At 72.5% G+C, this 16,240-nt stretch carries 14 protein-coding genes; 9 read left to right on the top strand and 5 right to left on the bottom strand.

Annotation, left to right across the window (positions count from 1 at the left end):
• Positions 1-108 precede the first annotated feature (108 nt).
• Genes M1D46_RS13125 through M1D46_RS13115 form a run of 3 tightly spaced genes read left to right on the top strand, consistent with a single transcriptional unit; the run spans position 109 to position 2,970 of the window.
• Positions 109-561: a hypothetical protein gene (locus M1D46_RS13125; protein WP_455969579.1), complete on the top strand. Its 453-nt coding sequence runs from the start codon at positions 109-111 to the stop codon at positions 559-561.
• 1 nt (position 562) lies between these two features.
• Positions 563-1,426, top strand: a complete 864-nt coding sequence (locus M1D46_RS13120) for an FAD:protein FMN transferase (RefSeq protein ID WP_456285753.1) — start codon at positions 563-565, stop codon at positions 1,424-1,426.
• Positions 1,423-2,970 (top strand): FAD-dependent oxidoreductase, encoded by a 1,548-nt coding sequence (locus M1D46_RS13115; protein WP_456285752.1) that lies wholly within the window; start codon positions 1,423-1,425, stop codon positions 2,968-2,970. The genes M1D46_RS13120 and M1D46_RS13115 overlap by 4 nt, the downstream gene beginning before the upstream one ends.
• A gap of 51 nt (positions 2,971-3,021) precedes the next feature.
• Here the strand turns inward: M1D46_RS13115 and M1D46_RS13110 are convergent, their stop codons facing one another.
• Positions 3,022-3,705: an ABC transporter ATP-binding protein gene (locus M1D46_RS13110; protein ID WP_456285751.1), complete on the bottom strand. Its 684-nt coding sequence runs from the start codon at positions 3,703-3,705 to the stop codon at positions 3,022-3,024.
• A gap of 26 nt (positions 3,706-3,731) precedes the next feature.
• Positions 3,732-5,192, bottom strand: coding sequence for an ABC transporter permease (locus tag M1D46_RS13105; protein WP_456285750.1), 1,461 nt, complete (start codon positions 5,190-5,192; stop codon positions 3,732-3,734).
• A 170-nt stretch (positions 5,193-5,362) separates the two neighbouring features.
• Between M1D46_RS13105 and M1D46_RS13100 the strand changes: the two genes are divergently transcribed.
• Positions 5,363-6,103 carry a response regulator transcription factor gene (locus M1D46_RS13100; RefSeq protein ID WP_271173807.1) on the top strand — a complete coding sequence of 247 codons (741 nt, stop codon included), beginning with the start codon at positions 5,363-5,365 and terminating at the stop codon, positions 6,101-6,103.
• Positions 6,100-7,596, top strand: coding sequence for a sensor histidine kinase (locus M1D46_RS13095; protein WP_456285749.1), 1,497 nt, complete (start codon positions 6,100-6,102; stop codon positions 7,594-7,596). The genes M1D46_RS13100 and M1D46_RS13095 overlap by 4 nt, the downstream gene beginning before the upstream one ends.
• A 64-nt stretch (positions 7,597-7,660) precedes the next feature.
• Here the strand turns inward: M1D46_RS13095 and gndA are convergent, their stop codons facing one another.
• Both gndA and M1D46_RS13085 read right to left on the bottom strand, forming a co-directional pair.
• Positions 7,661-9,064: an NADP-dependent phosphogluconate dehydrogenase gene (gene gndA, locus M1D46_RS13090; protein ID WP_456287172.1), complete on the bottom strand. Its 1,404-nt coding sequence runs from the start codon at positions 9,062-9,064 to the stop codon at positions 7,661-7,663.
• 159 nt (positions 9,065-9,223) lie between these two features.
• Positions 9,224-9,346: a hypothetical protein gene (locus tag M1D46_RS13085; protein WP_271173805.1), complete on the bottom strand. Its 123-nt coding sequence runs from the start codon at positions 9,344-9,346 to the stop codon at positions 9,224-9,226.
• Positions 9,347-9,469: 123 nt separating this feature from the next.
• Between M1D46_RS13085 and M1D46_RS13080 the strand changes: the two genes are divergently transcribed.
• The 3 genes from M1D46_RS13080 (at position 9,470) to pth (ending at position 11,916) form a co-directional block, all read left to right on the top strand.
• The gene (locus M1D46_RS13080; protein WP_456285748.1) at positions 9,470-10,453 is read left to right on the top strand and encodes an alpha/beta hydrolase; all 984 of its coding nucleotides are present in this window, start codon (positions 9,470-9,472) and stop codon (positions 10,451-10,453) included.
• A 214-nt stretch (positions 10,454-10,667) separates the two neighbouring features.
• Entirely contained in the window at positions 10,668-11,261 is a 594-nt protein-coding gene (locus tag M1D46_RS13075; protein ID WP_271173803.1) for a 50S ribosomal protein L25/general stress protein Ctc, read from the top strand.
• 70 nt (positions 11,262-11,331) lie between these two features.
• Positions 11,332-11,916 carry an aminoacyl-tRNA hydrolase gene (pth, locus tag M1D46_RS13070; protein ID WP_271173802.1) on the top strand — a complete coding sequence of 195 codons (585 nt, stop codon included), beginning with the start codon at positions 11,332-11,334 and terminating at the stop codon, positions 11,914-11,916.
• Between the two features lie 16 nt (positions 11,917-11,932).
• On the opposite strand, the gene M1D46_RS13065 is transcribed toward pth, so the two are convergent.
• A complete protein-coding gene (locus tag M1D46_RS13065; RefSeq protein ID WP_324014398.1) occupies positions 11,933-12,496 on the bottom strand; it encodes a hypothetical protein in 564 nt (187 codons plus the stop codon).
• A 72-nt stretch (positions 12,497-12,568) separates the two neighbouring features.
• Here M1D46_RS13065 and mfd point away from each other — a divergent pair, with 72 nt between their 5' ends.
• Complete coding sequence (gene mfd, locus M1D46_RS13060) at positions 12,569-16,186, top strand: transcription-repair coupling factor (protein ID WP_456285747.1); 3,618 nt, start codon at positions 12,569-12,571, stop codon at positions 16,184-16,186.
• Positions 16,187-16,240 lie beyond the last annotated feature (54 nt).

Below are 16,240 nucleotides of genomic sequence, written 5' to 3'. Positions count from 1 at the left end.
GCGACCGTCACAGCAGACTCATAAGGTCCGCGAAGCGGTTCCCGCATCGTGCCTGGTTAGGGTTGCCTCACACGGCCGCACCGCGGCACCGATGAACAGGGGACCGACATGAACCGATCCATTCGCACCGGCGCCGCACTCGCAGGAGTCGCGGGCGTCGTGGCGCTCGCGGGCTGCGGCGCCGTCACCGTGGGAGCCACCGCGGACGACGAGACCGCGACGACCGACGCGTCGAGCGGCCAGGCGACCGACTCGGGCACGGTGGCGTACGCCGACGGCACCTACACGGCCGAGGGCAGCTACCAGACACCGGAGACGGTCGAGACGGTCAGCGTGACCGTGACGATCGAGGACGACGTTGTGACGGCGGTCGAGGTGACCGGCGACCCGCAGGCGGCCGAGAGCCGGCAGTACCAGTCCCAGTTCATCGGCGGCATCGCCGACGAGGTCGTGGGGGTCGCCCTCGATGACCTCGCCGTGGACCGCGTGGCCGGGTCGTCGCTCACGAGCGGCGGCTTCAACGCGGCGATCGAGCAGATCAAGCAGGACGCGGCGGTCTGACGTGTCCGCATCGGCCGCGTGGCGCTTCGACGCCATCGGCACGAGCTGGGAGATCGAGTCGGCGCAGCCGCTCGACGCGCACGTGCGCGACGCGGTGACCGCGGAGGTCGAGGCGTTCGATGCGGCCTGGTCGCGCTTCCGCCCCGACTCCCTCGTCTCCCGGCTCGCCCCCGCGGGCGGCGCTGCTCCGGCGCCGCCCGACGCCGGGGCGATGCTCGACGCGTGCGCGGAGCTCTCCGCGGCGACGGACGGCGCGGTGAACCCGCTCGTCGGCGGCTCGCTCGAGCAGCTGGGGTACGACGCGTCGTACAGCCTGCGTGCGGGGGAGCCCCTGCCGGCTCCGGCGGACTGGCGTGCGCGGCTGACGTGGGACGACGGCGAGCTCCGCCTGCGCGGCCCTGGCGTCGTCGACGTGGGGGCGCTCGGCAAGGGGCGCCTCGTCGATCTCGTCGCCGACCGCGTTCCGGGTGAGGGGGTCGTCGACGCGAGCGGCGACCTGCGGGTCCGCGGCCGCCGTCGCGTCGCCCTCGAGCACCCCTACGACCCGCGGCGCGCGATCGGCATCGTGACCGTCGAGGACGAGGCCCTGTGCGCGTCGGCGGCCAACCGCCGCACGTGGGGCGACGGGCTCCACCACGTTCTCGATGCGCGGACGGGTCTTCCGGTGCGCACGGTCGTCGCCACGTGGGCGATCGCCCCCACGGCGATGGTCGCCGACGCCGCCGCGACCGCGCTGTTCTTCGACGGCGGGCCCGAGTACGCGCACGCGCACGGCGTGCACTGGGTGCGCGTGCTGTCGGATGGCCGCGCCGAGTGGTCCTGGGGCTCCCGCGGGGAGCGGGGAGAAGCGGAGCTGTTCACATGATCGGACGACTCACCTCGGTCTACCAGCGGGGGATGCGCGCGCTCGGGCGGTTCTCGATGTACCGGCTCGTCCTCGTCGCCCTCGCGGTGCTCGCGGCCATCGCGCTCGCCCTGTCCGTGTTCGGCCTGGTGCTGCCCTCGCCGGGAGCCCTCCTGGCGACCGCCGCCGTCCTCGTCGGCGTCGGCGCCATCGTCGACGGCGCCGCGCACCGCATCCTCGGGCTCGTCTGGCGGCCCGAGTCGACGCTCATCACCGCGGGCATCCTGCTCTTCGTCGTGCGCCCCGGTCTCGACGCCGCAGGCCTGGCGGGCGCGGCGATCGCCGCGGCGGCCGCGTCGCTCTCGAAGTACCTGATCGTCTGGCGCGGGCGCCACCTCCTGAATCCCGCGGCGGTCGGGGCGACAGTCGCGACGCTCTCGACGCTCACGACCTCCGCGTGGTGGGTGGGTACCCCCGCGCTCTTCGCCCCGCTCCTCGTCCTCGCCGTCCTCGTGCTCTGGCGCACCGAGAAGCTCCGCGTCGTCGGCCTCTTCCTCGTCGTGGCGATGGCCGTCGGCGCTGCCCGCACGATCGTGCAGCTCCTCGCCGCCGGTCTCTCGCTTCCGCTCGAGACCCTGCTGCAGGGCCTGGTCGTGCAGTCGCCCTTCCTCTTCCTCGGCGCGTTCATGCTGTCCGAGCCGCTCACGCTCCCGCCGCGCCGACGCCAGCAGTACCTCGTCGCGGTCGTGGTCGGCGTGCTCGCCGGCTGGCCGATTCCGCTGGGGATCATCACCCTCGGCCAGGAGCGCGCTCTCCTCATCGGCAACCTCATCGCCTTCGCCTTCGCGGCGCGCGGCGCCGTCCGTCTCACCCTCGTCCGGCGCGTCGCCCTGACGCCGACGGTTCAGGAGCTGACGCTCGCCGCCCAGCGACGCCTGGCCTTCGTGCCGGGCCAGTACCTCGAGCTCGACGTGCCGCACCGTCGGCCCGATGCGCGCGGGACGCGCCGCGAGTTCTCGATCTCCTCTGCGCCTGAGGAGCTCCCGACCATCCGCATCGCCTTCCGCGAGAGCCGCGGGGGAGCGCTCTCCAGCTACAAGCGCGCCCTCGCGGAGGCGCGCGAGGGCGACGTGCTCGCGGTGACGGGAGTGTGGGGCGACTTCGTGCTGCCGCGGTCGGCGGATGCGCCGGTGCTGATGGTCGCCGCCGGCATCGGCGTGACGCCCTTCGTGTCGCAGCTGCGGCACCTGCAGCTCTCGGCCGCGCGGCGCGATGCCGTGCTCGTGCTCGTGGCGTCCCGCGCCGACGAGCTCGCGTATCGACGCGAGCTCGAGCAGACCGGCGTCCGGACGGTCGTGTTCACCCCGGATGAGCCCGCGGGCCTGCCCGCGCACTGGGCGTGGGCAGGAGGGGAGCGGCTGACGGCGGATGGCCTGGCCGCTGCCGTCCCGGACATCGCGGCCCGTCACGCGTACGTCTCCGGCCCGCCGGCCCTGATCGCCGATCTCGCGCCCGCGCTCGGCAGGGCGCGGTCGCTCACGACCGACGCCTTCGCCGGCTACTGACGCCGAGCGGCGGCGCGCCCGACGAGAGGGCGCGCCGCCGCTCGGCCCGGCTCACCGCCGGGTGATGTCGTGCACGGTGCCGTGGTCGAGGCGGAGCCGACGCCGGGCGCGGCGCGCGACGGCCGAATCGTGCGTGACGAGGACGAGGGTCAGGCCATCGGCGTTCAGGCGCTCGAGCAGGTCCATGATCTCGTCGCGCGTGCGCTCGTCGAGGTTCCCGGTCGGCTCGTCGGCGAGCAGCACCCGGGGCCGCTTCGCGATCGCACGCGCGATCGCGACGCGCTGCTGCTGGCCGCCCGACAGCTCAGCGGGACGATGGTCGGCGCGCTCGGCCAGCCCGACCTGCGCGAGGGCCTCGGCGACGCGCGCGTCGCGCTCGTCCCTCGACAGGCGCAGCGGCTCGAGACCCATGGCGACGTTCTCCCTCGCCGTCAGGGTGGGGATGAGGTTGAACCCCTGGAAGACGAAGCCGATCTCGCCCGCGCGGAGCGCACTGAGCTCCCCGGCTGACGTCCGGCCGAGCTCGGATCCGGCGATCGAGATCGAGCCCTTCGTCGGCGTGTCGAGCGCTCCCAGCAGCTGGAGCAGCGTGGACTTGCCGCCGCCGGTCGGCCCCTGGATCGTGACGAAGTCGCCCTGCTCGATCGTGAGATCGACGTGGGCGAGCGCGCGGATCTCGCGCCCCTTCGCCCGGTAGGTCTTCTGGACGCCCTCGAGCGCATACAGCGTGGTCATGATGTTCTCCTCTGTTCCGTCCGCGCTCAGCCGACCGAGCGCAGCGCTTCGGCGGGGCTCAGGCGCGCGGCGCGCCATCCGCCGATCGCCCCGGCCACGAGGCCGCCGGCGACCGCGAGGGCCACGGCGGCGATGATGACGACGGCGTCGAGCGGTGCCGTCAGCGCGATGTCGCTCGCGGTCTCGGCCATCGCGCCGAACGGACCGCCCATGCCGCCTCCCGCACCGGGGCCGGCGGCCGTCGCAGCGGAGGACGTCGAGATCGTCGGCCGCACGAGGTCGATGATCACGGCCCCGATCACGCCGAGCGCCACGCCGGCCGCGCCGCCGATGAGCCCCTGCACGACCGATTCGCCGGCGACCTGGCGCACGACGCGCGCGTTCGTCCATCCGATCGCCTTGAGCGTGCCGAACTCGCGCGTGCGGCGCGAGACGCCCGAGAGCGTGAACAGCACCGCGAGCAGCACGGCGACCGCGAGCACGATGACGGAGAGCCATGTGCCGAGGCTCGCGATGAGGCTCGAGGCGCTCGACAGCGACCCCGAGACCGTCGACGCGAGGTCGGACTGCGAGCTCACGGTCGCCTCGGGCAGCTCCTCCTCGAGGGCGTTCTGCACGGCGGCGATGTCGCCGGCGGACGCGGCCTGCACGTAGACGGTCGAGACGACGTCGCCCGCGCCCGAGAGCTCCTGCGCGATGTCGAGCGGGATGAAGACGTCGGCCGCGGTGTCGGCGGAGCCGGTCGCGGACGCCGCGATCCCGACGATCTCGAACTCCTCGCCGCCCAGCTCGACGGCGTCTCCGACCGTGAGCTCGTTGGTCGAGGCGTAGGTCGCGTCGACGACGGCGACGGCGGCACCCGTATCGGATGCCTCCAGCGCCCGCCCGTCGGACACCTCGACCGACGAGAGCGGGCCCACCGTCGTCGCGGCGTCATCGACACCCAGGACGCTGATCGACTCGAGGTCGAAGGCGCCGCCGCCGAAGCCCCCGCCTCCGCCGCCCGGAGGCGCCTCTCCCTCCGCGGGCGCGGCCTGCGTGGCGTCCCCGGCGTCCTCCGGCGCGCTCGGCAGCTCGCCGTCGAAGGTGATGTTGGTGAGCGCGAGCGCGCCCGACACGGCGGAGACGCCGTCGGTGCCGGCCGCCGTCTCGACCGCGGACGACGCGAGTGTGCTCCGGCCCATCTCGACGGCGAGGCGCGACTGGCTCACCTGCGTGCTCCCGTCCTCGGCGGTCTCGCCGTCATCCTCTCCGAACTCGAAGCGCTGGCCGCGGCCCTCGCCGGGCTCGGCCGCCGCCCCGCTGACCGTGAGGTCGGTGCCGATGCCGTAGACCGACTCGAGGGCCGCGTTCTGGGCGTCGCGGACGCCGGCCGACAGCGCATTCACGATGATCACGAGCGCGATCGCCACCGCGAGTCCGGAGGCGACGATCATCGTCTGCCGCTTCCGGCCCGCGAGCTCTCGTCGCAGGTACGTTCCGAACATGGATCTCCCTTCGCCGCTCCCCGCGAGCGGCCAGCTGCGACCGTAGGGAGCGCGGCGATGGAGGGGGCATGAGCGGCGTATGAACGGGCTATGCGGCGCCGCGCGCACTCACAGCCCGCGCATAGCGCGTGCCATAGCAGACCCATAGGAAGCGGAGCACAATGGGTCGCATGACAACGCCCGCTCGCACTCCGTCGCCCGCCCTCACCCGTCCCGACGGCAGCCCCGTGCGCGTCCTCGTCGTCGACGACGAGCAGATGCTCACCGACCTGCTGTCGATGGCGCTGCGCATGGAGGGCTGGGAGGTGCGCGCAGCGGGCAGCGGCTTCGAGGCGCTCCAGGCGGTGCGCGAGTTCGATCCCGACGCGCTCATCCTCGACGTCATGATGCCCGATCTCGACGGGATGGGCGTCCTCCAGCGGCTGCGACAGAACGGCAACGACGTGCCCGTGCTCTTCCTCACGGCGAAGGACGCCGTGAGCGACCGGGTCGCGGGACTGACGGCTGGCGGCGACGACTACGTGACGAAGCCGTTCAGCCTCGAGGAGGTCGTCGCGCGTCTGCGCGCCCTCATGCGCCGCTCCGGCACGGCCCTCGCGGCCGAGGTCGAGCCCATCCTGCGCGTCGCGGACCTCACCCTCAACGAGGACAGCCACGAGGTCGAGCGCGCGGGGACGCCGATCGAGCTCACGGCCACCGAGTTCGAGCTGCTGCGCTATCTCATGCGCAACCAGCGGCGCGTGCTCTCGAAGGCGCAGATCCTCGATCGGGTCTGGCACTACGACTTCGGCGGCAAGTCGAGCGTCGTCGAGCTCTACATCTCGTACCTCCGCAAGAAGATCGACGCCGGACGCGAGGCGCTCATCCACACGGTGCGCGGGGCCGGCTACATGATCAAGGCACCGCAGTGACCGATGCGCCGCGCGACGAGCTGGCCGCGCCGCCGCGCCGGCAGCTGACGTTCGAAGCGCGCCTCATGATCACGATCGTGTCGATCGTGTCGGTCATCCTCGTGATCATCACGACCCTCACGAGCGCGATCATGAGCAGCGTCCTCGACCAGCAGCTGAGCGAGCGCGTGGCCTCGGCCACGCAGGAGCTCGACCACCAGGTCGCCGAGGCGCTCGCGTCGGGGAAGACCGCCGCGGAGGCTCTCGTCGGCCCGCCGGTCGAGCGCGGACTCCTCCTCGTCGCCGAGACCGACGGCGGCATCACGGGCGCGGTCGTGGGCGAGGGGAGTGTCACGGCGCTCACCGCCGAGCAGGTGGACGACGTCGTCACGGCGATGACCGGCGAGGCGCACACGGAGACGGTCGCGGTGTCCGATCTCGGCACGTACCGCGTCCGCACGGCCGTGATCCGGCAGACCGGCCAGTCGCTCGTCATCGGCCTCCCCACCGCCGAGGTCCAGGGCACGATCGGCCGGCTCTGGACGACCATCCTCTTCGCGACGATCGGCGGGATGATCCTGCTCGGCATCGCGACGACCCTCGTCATCCGCGCGGGGCTGCGCCCCCTCCGCGCAGTCGCCGAGACCGCGACCCGCGTGGCGCAGCAGCCGCTCGATCAGGGATCCGTGTCGATCGACGAGCGCGTTCCGGCCGAGCAGGCCGACCCGCGCACGGAGATCGGGCAGGTCGGCGCCGCCCTCAACACGCTGCTCGACCATGTCGAGTCGTCGCTGCACGCACGGCAGCGAAACGAGGAGCTCATGCGCCGATTCGTCGCCGACGCGAGCCACGAGCTGCGCACGCCGCTCGCGTCGATCCGGGGCTACTCCGAGCTGTCGCTGCGCGATCCGTCGCTCAGCGAGACGTCGGAGCAGGCGCTCGAGCGCATCCAGGCGCAGTCGATCCGGATGACCTCGCTCGTCGAGGACCTGCTCCTCCTCGCGCGTCTCGACGAGGGGCACGAGATCGTGCTCGGCGCCGTCGACCTGACCCAGCTCGCGGTCGAGGCGCTCGCCGATCAGCAGGCGGCGGGACCCGATCACGACTGGTCGGTCGAGGTGCCCGAGGAGCCCGTCGTCATCGCGGGCGACCGGGGCCGCCTCACCCAGGTCGTGGTGAACCTCCTCGCGAACGCCCGCACGCACACGCCGGAGGGGACGCACGTCGAGCTCGCGGTGCGCCTCGAGGGCGAGGGGAGCGGGACGCGCGCCGTGCTCACCGTGCACGACGACGGGCCGGGCATCGACGAGGAGCTCCAGGGCGAGCTGTTCACGCGGTTCGCGCGCGGCGATCGGTCGCGGGCGCGCAAGACCGGCGGGACGGGCCTCGGGCTCTCGATCGCCAAGGCGATCGTCGAGGCGCACCACGGCGAGATCTCCGTGCACAGCGCGCCGGGAGACACGACGTTCGAGGTGCGCCTGCCCGCGAAGCCCGCCGAGGCCCCGCCGGCCTGACCGACGCCGGAGACGCAGCGAGCCGACCCCCGGGCGGGGGTCGGCTCGCTGCGCTCGCTGAGTCTTAGTGGGTGTCCTCGGCCTCGATCTCGGTGCGGTCGCCGCTCCACTGCGTGTGGAACGTGCCCTCCTTGTCGATGCGCTTGTAGGTGTGCGCGCCGAAGAAGTCGCGCTGCCCCTGCACGAGGGCGGCGGGCAGGCGCTCGGCGCGGATGCCGTCGTAGTACGCGAGCGACGACGAGAACGCCGGCGAGGGGATGCCCGCCTGCGTCGCGGCGACGACGACCCGGCGCCACGCCGCCTGGCCGCGCGTGAGCGCCTCGGCGAAGTACGGGGCGGTCGCGAGCACCGGGAGGTCGGGCTGCTCGGCGTACGCGTCGGCGATGCGGTTGAGGAACTGGGCGCGGATGATGCAGCCGGCGCGCCAGATCTTCGACACGGCGCCGAGGTCGATCGTCCAGTTGTACTCCGCTGCGCCCGCGCGGATCTCGTCGAAGCCCTGCGAGTAGGCGATGATCTTCGACGCGAACAGGGCCTGGCGGACGTCCTCGATGAAGCCGTCGACGTCGTCGACGCGGAACTCCTCGTCGGGGCCAGGGAGCGACGCCGCCACGGCGCGCTGCTCGGGGTGCGACGACAGCGAGCGGGCGAACGTCGCCTCGGCGATGCCCGACACGGGCACGCCGAGCGCGAGAGCCGTCTGCACGGTCCAGGCGCCGGTGCCCTTCGCGCCCGCCTGGTCGAGGATCACGTCGACGAGGGGCTTGCCCGTCTCGGCGTCGACCTGGCGGAGCACCTCGGCGGTGATCTCGATGAGGTACGACTCGAGCTCGCCCTTGTTCCACTCGGCGAAGACGTCGGCGATCTCGGCCGGCGTCTTGCCCGTGCCGCGGCGGATGAGGTCGTACGCCTCGGCGATGAGCTGCATGTCGGCGTACTCGATGCCGTTGTGCACCATCTTCACGAAGTGGCCGGCGCCGTCGTGTCCGACGTGCGTGACGCAGGGCTCGCCCTCGGCGACCGCCGCGATCGACTTGAGGATGGGGCCGAGCGTGACCCACGACTCGTCCGAGCCGCCGGGCATGATCGAGGGGCCCGTGAGCGCGCCCTCCTCGCCGCCCGAGATGCCCGCGCCGACGAAGTTGATGCCGGTCTCGCGGACGGCCTTCTCACGGCGGATCGTGTCAGGGAAGTACGCGTTGCCGCCGTCGACGATGATGTCGCCGGGCTCGAACACCTCGACGAGGGAGTCGATCACGGCGTCGGTGGGACGACCGGCCTTGACCATGATGATCGCCGTGCGCGGCTTCGACAGCGAGGCCGCGAACTCCTCGTAGGAGAACGCCGGGATGAAGCCGGCCTCGGGGTGCTCGGCGACGAGCTCGTCGGTCTTCGAGCGGCTGCGGTTGTACACGGCCACCGTGTTGCCCTCGCGGCTCGCGAGGTTGCGGGCCAGGTTCGAGCCCATCACGGCGAGGCCCACGACCCCGATGTTCGCAAGGGCAGGGGTCGATGAAGCGTCAGTCACGCGCGTCTCCTTGAGGACGGGAAATGATCGTACGTAATGCAGGGTAGTGCTCCCGCGCCTCACGCGCCTCTCCGTGACGTTGTGAGTGCGCGGAGGGCGTCACTTGCGGTACGAGCTCCGGCCGAGAGCGAACATCGCGCCCGCGACGAGCACGACGAAGGTCACGGACATGCCGCCGATGACCCAGGCGATCACGTGCGAGATGGCTGCGCCGTCGATCATGGGGACTCCTTCTGCAGATGCGCGGCCCTTTCCAGGGCGCGCGCGGACGGTCGAGGACGGCGCGATGCGCCGCCTCCATCGTAGTCGCGGGCGTCGTCGGGCCCTCCTCGATAGGCTCGGCCCATGGCGGCGCGCGCGTGGGCCCCGGACATCCTGGGGGAGGGGTTCGAGCAGCTCGAGCTGCCGCTCGCTGCCGACGGCGAAGGCGACGTCGTGGCCACCCTCGTGCGGCACCTCCCGCGCCGGCGCCGGTTCCTCGAGCGCGCGCGTCCGCTCGAGGACGTCGACGTCCTCTACGTGCACGGATGGTCGGACTACTTCTTCCAGCGCCGGCTCGCGCGCTTCTGGGCCGATAAAGGCGCGCGCTTCTTCGCGCTCGATCTCCGGAAGTACGGCAGGAGCCTCCGGCCCGGTCAGACGCCCGGGTACACGACCGACCTCGACGTCTACGACGAGGACATCGCGGCGGCGCTTGCGGCGATGCAGCCCGCGGTGGGGCGGCGCCTCGTCCTGCTCGGCCATTCCACGGGAGGCCTCACGCTCAGCCTCTGGGCCGCGCGCCATCCCGACGTCGCGAGCGCGCTCATCCTCAACAGCCCGTGGCTCGAGTTCCAGCTGAGCGGCGTGCGCACCGCGATCGCCCCCGTCGTGCAGATGCAGGCGCGCTGGCGCCCCATGGACGCGGCGCCGCAGGTCGACCTGGGCTACTACTCCCGCGCCCAGCGCGAGGCGGCCGATCCCGACGACCCGGTCGAGGTGAACCCGCTGTGGCGCCCCGAGCAGACGATGACGGTCCATGCCGGATGGCTGAGCGCTGTGCTGGCCGGGCACGCGCGGGTCGCGGCCGGCCTCGGGATCGCCGCGCCGGTCTGCGTCCTGCTCTCCGCGCGCAGCGCTCCGCCCACGCGGTGGTCCGACGAGCTCACGCGCGTCGACTCGGTCCTCGTCGTCGACGACATCGCGCGCGCGTCGCTCCGGCTCGGCCGCAGCGTCACCGTGGAGCGCATCGAGGGGGCGCTCCACGACGTGTTCCTCTCGCGGCGCGACGCGCGCGAGGAGGCGTACGCGCGCATGGACCGTTGGGTGAGCGGGTTCGTCGCGGGCTGAGGCTGGGAATCCGCGGTTCTCCCGACCGCCGGCGTCGGGTAGCATGGACGACGACCTCGGCGAGGGGTGCCTCCGCGCGTGCGCGAGACGGGCATCCGTGATCGACGCGGTGATGCGGGCCCATGCCCTCCTCACGCGCAGCGTTCGAGCCGAGGACTTCCGACAGAACTTCATGCGGCTCCGCTCGGCCGCGTGTCCCACGAGGAGCAGACACATGGCTGACCAGAACAAGCTCGCGGCAGAGGTCCGCACCGAGTTCGGCAAGGGCTTCGCCCGCCGCCTCCGCGCCGCCGGCAAGATCCCCGCCGTCATCTACGGCCACGGCACCGAGCCCGTGCACGTCGCGCTGCCCGGTCACGAGACGGCGCTCATCGTCCGTCACGCGAACGCGCTGCTCGAGCTCGACGTCGAGGGCCGCGCCGAGCTCGCACTCGTCAAGGACGTGCAGCGCGACCCGGTGCGCCAGGTCATCGAGCACATCGACCTCCTCGTCGTGAAGAAGGGCGAGAAGGTCGCCGTCGAGGTGCCCGTCACCACCGTCGGCGAGTCGTTCTCCGGCACGATCGTGAACCTCGAGACGGCGACCCTCAAGCTCGAGGTCGAGGCGACGCACATCCCCGAGCACGTCGAGGTCTCGGTCGAGGGCCTCGAGGACGGCACGGTCATCACGGCCGGCGACATCGCGCTCCCGCAGGGCGCCGTCCTCGCGGACGAGCCGGAGCTCCAGATCCTCTCGATCCTCACGCCGCGCGCGACGGTTGAGGACGAGGCTGCCGCCGAGGGCGAAGAGGCACCCGCCGCGGAGTGACGCGGATCTTCCACGCGAGGGGGTGCGACCTGGTCGCACCCCCTCGCGTCGTCTCCAGGAGGGAATGAGGATGGCCGAGACATGGCTGGTCATCGGGCTCGGCAATCCCGGCCCGCGGTATGAGCAGACGCGGCACAACGTCGGCCAGATGGTCGTCGACGAGCTCGCCGCGCGCCGCAGCGCGACGTTCCGGCAGCACAAGGCCAACGCGCGTGTGGCCGAGACGTGGCTGCGACCGGGCGCGGCGAAGCTCGTGCTCGCCAAGCCGAACACCTTCATGAACGTCTCGGGCGGCCCCGCGGCGGGCCTCGCCCGGTTCTACGGGCTCGCGGCCGATCGCGTCGTGGTCGTGCACGACGAGCTGGACATCCCGTTCGACACCATCAAGCTCAAGTCCGGCGGCGGGCACGGCGGGCACAACGGCGTCCGCGATGTCGCGAAGGCGCTCGGCACCCCGGACTTCGCCCGCGTGCGGGTCGGCATCGGGCGTCCACCCGGCCGTCAGGACCCCGCGGACTGGGTGCTCGACCCGTTCGGCGCGACCGAGCGCAAGACGCTCCCGATCCTCGTGTCCGACGCGGCCGACGCCGTCGAGCGGCTCGCGGAGGACGGCCTCGTGGCCGCGCAGCAGCGCTTCCACGCCCCGCGGGCCTGATCGGCGGGGCGCGAGGTCAGAATCCGGCCTGGTCCAGGCCGGCGGCGAGCCCGATCGAGAAGCCGATCGCGGCGGAGGTGGCGACGATCACGGGCGCGACCGCGGCGATGACGACGGCGGCGATCCCCGCGCCCCTGCCGCGCCGTCGTGCGATCGCGACGATGCCCTGGATCAGCGCCCACACGCCGAGCGCCGTGGCGACCCACGCGGTGATCTCGCCGGTGAGGACGGCGTCGCGCACCGGCGTGAGCAGCGACCAGTCGAACTCGGTCGCCGCCGCGAAGTCCGTGCGCCCGGCCTGCACCCCGACGAGGAAGCAGCAGACGCCGATCACGAGCGTTCCGCCGACGAGGGCCACGAGCGCGAGGAGGAGCGCGACGCGGCCGAGGGCGGCGGATGGCGCGGGCGCGGGCGCCTCGACCATGGCGGCGAAGCGCGGATCCCCCGGCTGCTGGTACGGCGCGGTCGGCGGATAGAGATAGGCGCCCGAGGGCTGCTGGCCGGGCGTGACGCCGCCGGGGGAGATCGGCGAGTGGTCGCCGGGAGCGGGCGGGTACGGCGGCTGCGGGTCGGCGCTCATGCGCCCATCCTAGGAAGGCGGGGCGCGGATGTCCGTCGTGCCCGTGTCGGAGGGCGCGACTAGACTTCTGCGGTGACTGTTCAGGGAATCGTCAGTGCTCTGGAACAGGACGGGTCCTTCCGCGACGCGCTCGCCGCGTCGGCCGTCGATGCGGATCTCTCGCTCGTCGACGGACTGGACGCCCCGATGCTCGCCGGCCTCCTCGAGCGCCGCCGTGCGAGCGGGCACGCCCCCGTCCTGCTCGTCGTCGCGCCCACCGGGCGGCGGGCGGAGGCGCTCGGCGCCGCGCTGTCGTCGGTGATGCCCGAGGCCGAGGTGCTCGACTTCCCCGCATGGGAGACGCTGCCGCACGAGCGGCTGAGCCCGAGCCCCGAGACCGTGGGCCGACGGCTCGAGACCCTCCGCCGCATCGCCGCCGCGCATGCCGGGCCGACCTCGCCGCTCATCGTGACGGCGTCGATCCGCGCCGCCATCCAGCCGATCGCGAGCGGCCTCGGCGACGTGCACCCGATCGAGCTGCGCGCGGGAGGGCGCGGCCATGAGCTCGAGAGCGTCGTCGAGCGCCTCGTCGAGCTCGCGTACCACCGGGTCGACATGGTGTCGCGACGCGGCGAGTTCGCCGTCCGCGGCGGCATCCTCGACGTCTTCCCGCCGGTCGCCGATCACCCGTATCGCATCGAGTTCTTCGGCGACGAGGTCGACCAGATCCGCGCCTTCTCCGTCGCCGACCAGCGCTCGCTCCCCGGCGATGTCGAGGCCGTCTCGCTCGTGCCGAGCCGCGAGCTCCTGCTGACGCCCGACATCCGCCAGCGCGCGCGCGAGCTGCAGCACGAGTACCCCGGCATCGCCCAGATGCTCGAGCGGATGGGCGAGGGCATCCCGGTCGAGGGCATGGAGTCGCTCATGCCGGTCCTCGCGGGGCCGCTCGTGTCGCTTCCGACCTACCTGCCCCGTGGCGCGGCCGTCGCACTCGTCGATCCCGAGCGCGCGGTGTCGCGGTCGATCACCCTCGGCGAGACGAACCGCGAGTTCCTCGAGGCGGCGTGGAGCGCCGCGACGAGCGGAGCGAGCGCGCCCATCAACCTCGACGCGGGCGACTTCCTCACCCTCGCCCAGCTGCGCGACGATGTGCGAGCGGTCGGCGGCGTGTGGTGGACCCTGAGCCCCTTCGACTCGGGAGCGGCCGAGATCGCGGCCGAGCTCGCCGAGCACGACGACCTCGACGCCGTGCCCGACGCGCGAGACGCGATCCGCGTGCGCGCCTCCGCGACGCCGACGTTCCAGGGCAACGTCGAGGGCGCCACCGCGCACATCGGGCAGCTCCTGCACGACGGCTGGTCGGTGGTCGTCGCGGCGTCGGGCATCGGCCTCGTGGAGCGGGCACGCGACGTGCTGTCGGAGCGCGGGCTCGCGGCGCGCATCGTCGACAGCCTCGTCGAGGCGCCGGAGCCGGGGGTCGCGACCCTCGTGCAGGCCGCGATCGAGCGCGGCTTCACGGTCGAGGGCGTGAAGCTCGCCCTCTTCACCGAGAACGAGTTCTACGGCAGGGCGATCGGCGGCGACACGCGCGCGGTCAAGAAGCTCGCGTCGCGGCGGAAGAACGTCGTCGACCCCCTTCAGCTGAAGCCGGGCGAGATCGTCGTGCACGCGACGCACGGCATCGGCCGATTCGTCGAGATGACCCAGCGCGAGGTCTCCAGCGGCGGCCGCAACGCGACGAAGACGACGCGCGACTACCTCGTGCTCGAGTACGCGCCGTCGAAGCGCGGGTACCCGGGCGACAAGCTGTACGTGCCGACGGACCAGCTCGACCTGCTCTCGAAGTACGTCGGCGGCGAGGCCCCGACGCTGTCGAAGATGGGCGGGAGCGACTGGGCGCAGGCGAAGAGCCGCGCGCGCAAGGCGGTCCGCGACATCGCCGTCGAGCTCGTCAAGCTGTACTCGGCGCGGATGGCGGCGAAGGGCCACGCCTTCGGGCCGGACACCCCGTGGCAGCGCGAGCTCGAGGAGGCCTTCCCCTTCGCGGAGACCCCCGATCAGCTGCAGACGATCGAGGAGGTCAAGCGCGACATGGAGCGCCCGATCCCGATGGACCGCCTGCTCTCGGGCGACGTCGGGTTCGGCAAGACCGAGGTCGCCGTGCGCGCCGCGTTCAAGGCGATCCAGGACGGCAAGCAGGTCGCGATGCTCGTCCCGACCACGCTGCTCGTGAAGCAGCACCTCGAGACCTTCCAGGACCGGTTCGCGGGCTTCCCCGTGAAGGTGCGCGCGCTGTCGCGCTTCCAGACCGACAAGGAGGCGCGCGAGACCATCCAGGGCCTGTCGGACGGGTCCATCGACATGGTGATCGGCACGCACCGCATCCTCACCGAGCAGGTGCGCTTCAAGGACCTGGGTCTGCTCATCGTCGACGAGGAGCAGCGCTTCGGCGTCGAGCACAAGGACGCCCTCAAGAAGCTCAAGACGAACGTCGACATCCTCGCGATGAGCGCGACCCCGATCCCGCGCACGCTCGAGATGGCGGTCACCGGCATCCGGGAGATGTCCACGCTCGCGACGCCGCCCGAGGATCGGCACCCGATCCTGTCGTACGTCGGCCCGCACAACGACAAGCAGATCGCCGCGGCCATCCGACGCGAGCTGCTGCGCGAGGGGCAGGTGTTCTTCGTGCACAACCGGGTCACGACGATCCAGAAGGTCGCCTCGCATCTCGCCGAGCTCGTTCCCGACGCCCGCATCGCGGTCGCGCACGGCAAGATGAGCGAGAACCAGCTCGAGCAGGTCGTCGACGACTTCTGGGAGCGCAAGTTCGACGTGCTCGTCTGCACGACCATCATCGAGACCGGCATCGACATCGCGAACGCGAACACGATCATCATCGACCGCGCCGACAAGTACGGGCTCGCGCAGCTGCACCAGCTGCGCGGTCGCGTCGGCCGCGGCCGCGAGCGCGCCTACGCGTACTTCGTGTACGACGAGGGCAAGCCGCTCTCCGAGACCGCGGCCGACCGCCTCGAGACGATCGCGGTGCACAACGATCTCGGCAGCGGCATCCAGGTCGCCATGAAGGATCTCGAGCTGCGCGGCGCCGGCAACCTCCTCGGCGCCGAGCAGGCCGGCCACATCGCGGGCGTCGGCTTCGACCTCTACCTGCGCATGATCGGCGAGGCCGTCGCGACGTTCCGGGGAGAGGAGACCGAGGGGCCGACCGAGCTGCGACTCGAGCTGCCCGTCGAGGCGCGCCTGCCGGAGAGCTACATCGACAGCGAGCGGCTGCGGCTCGAGGCGTACCAGAAGCTGTCGGCGGCCGCGTCGGCGACGGCGAAGGACGACGCCATCGACCTCGTGGTGGAGGAGCTCGTCGACCGCTACGGCGCGCCGCCGCCCGAGGTCGACGGCCTCATCGCCGTCGCGCGCCTGCGCCGCCGCGCGGCTCAGGCCGGTCTCGCCGATGTCGTCGCGATGGGGCGCAATCTGCGCATCGCGCCGGCGAACCTGCCCGATTCGATGAAGGTCCGGCTGCAGCGCCTGCACCCGGGCGCGAAGATCCTGAGCGGGGGAGAGGCCATGGTCGTCCCCCTTCCGCAGGCGGGCGGCGAGCCGCTCGGCGACGCCGAGCTCATCGCCTGGGTCGGGCAGCTGCTCGACGCGCTCTTCCCGGCGCCGAAGAAGGACGCTCCGGCCGAGTGACGTAGGGTGGGAGGCGGTGTGCCGGGAAGTCTGGTCGGCGGCGGGCGCTGATCG

The sequence above is a fragment of the Microbacterium sp. JZ70 genome, assembly GCF_053903225.1.
The sequence above is the reverse complement of the archived record's forward strand: the minus strand, read 5'-3'. Positions and strand labels throughout refer to the sequence as shown.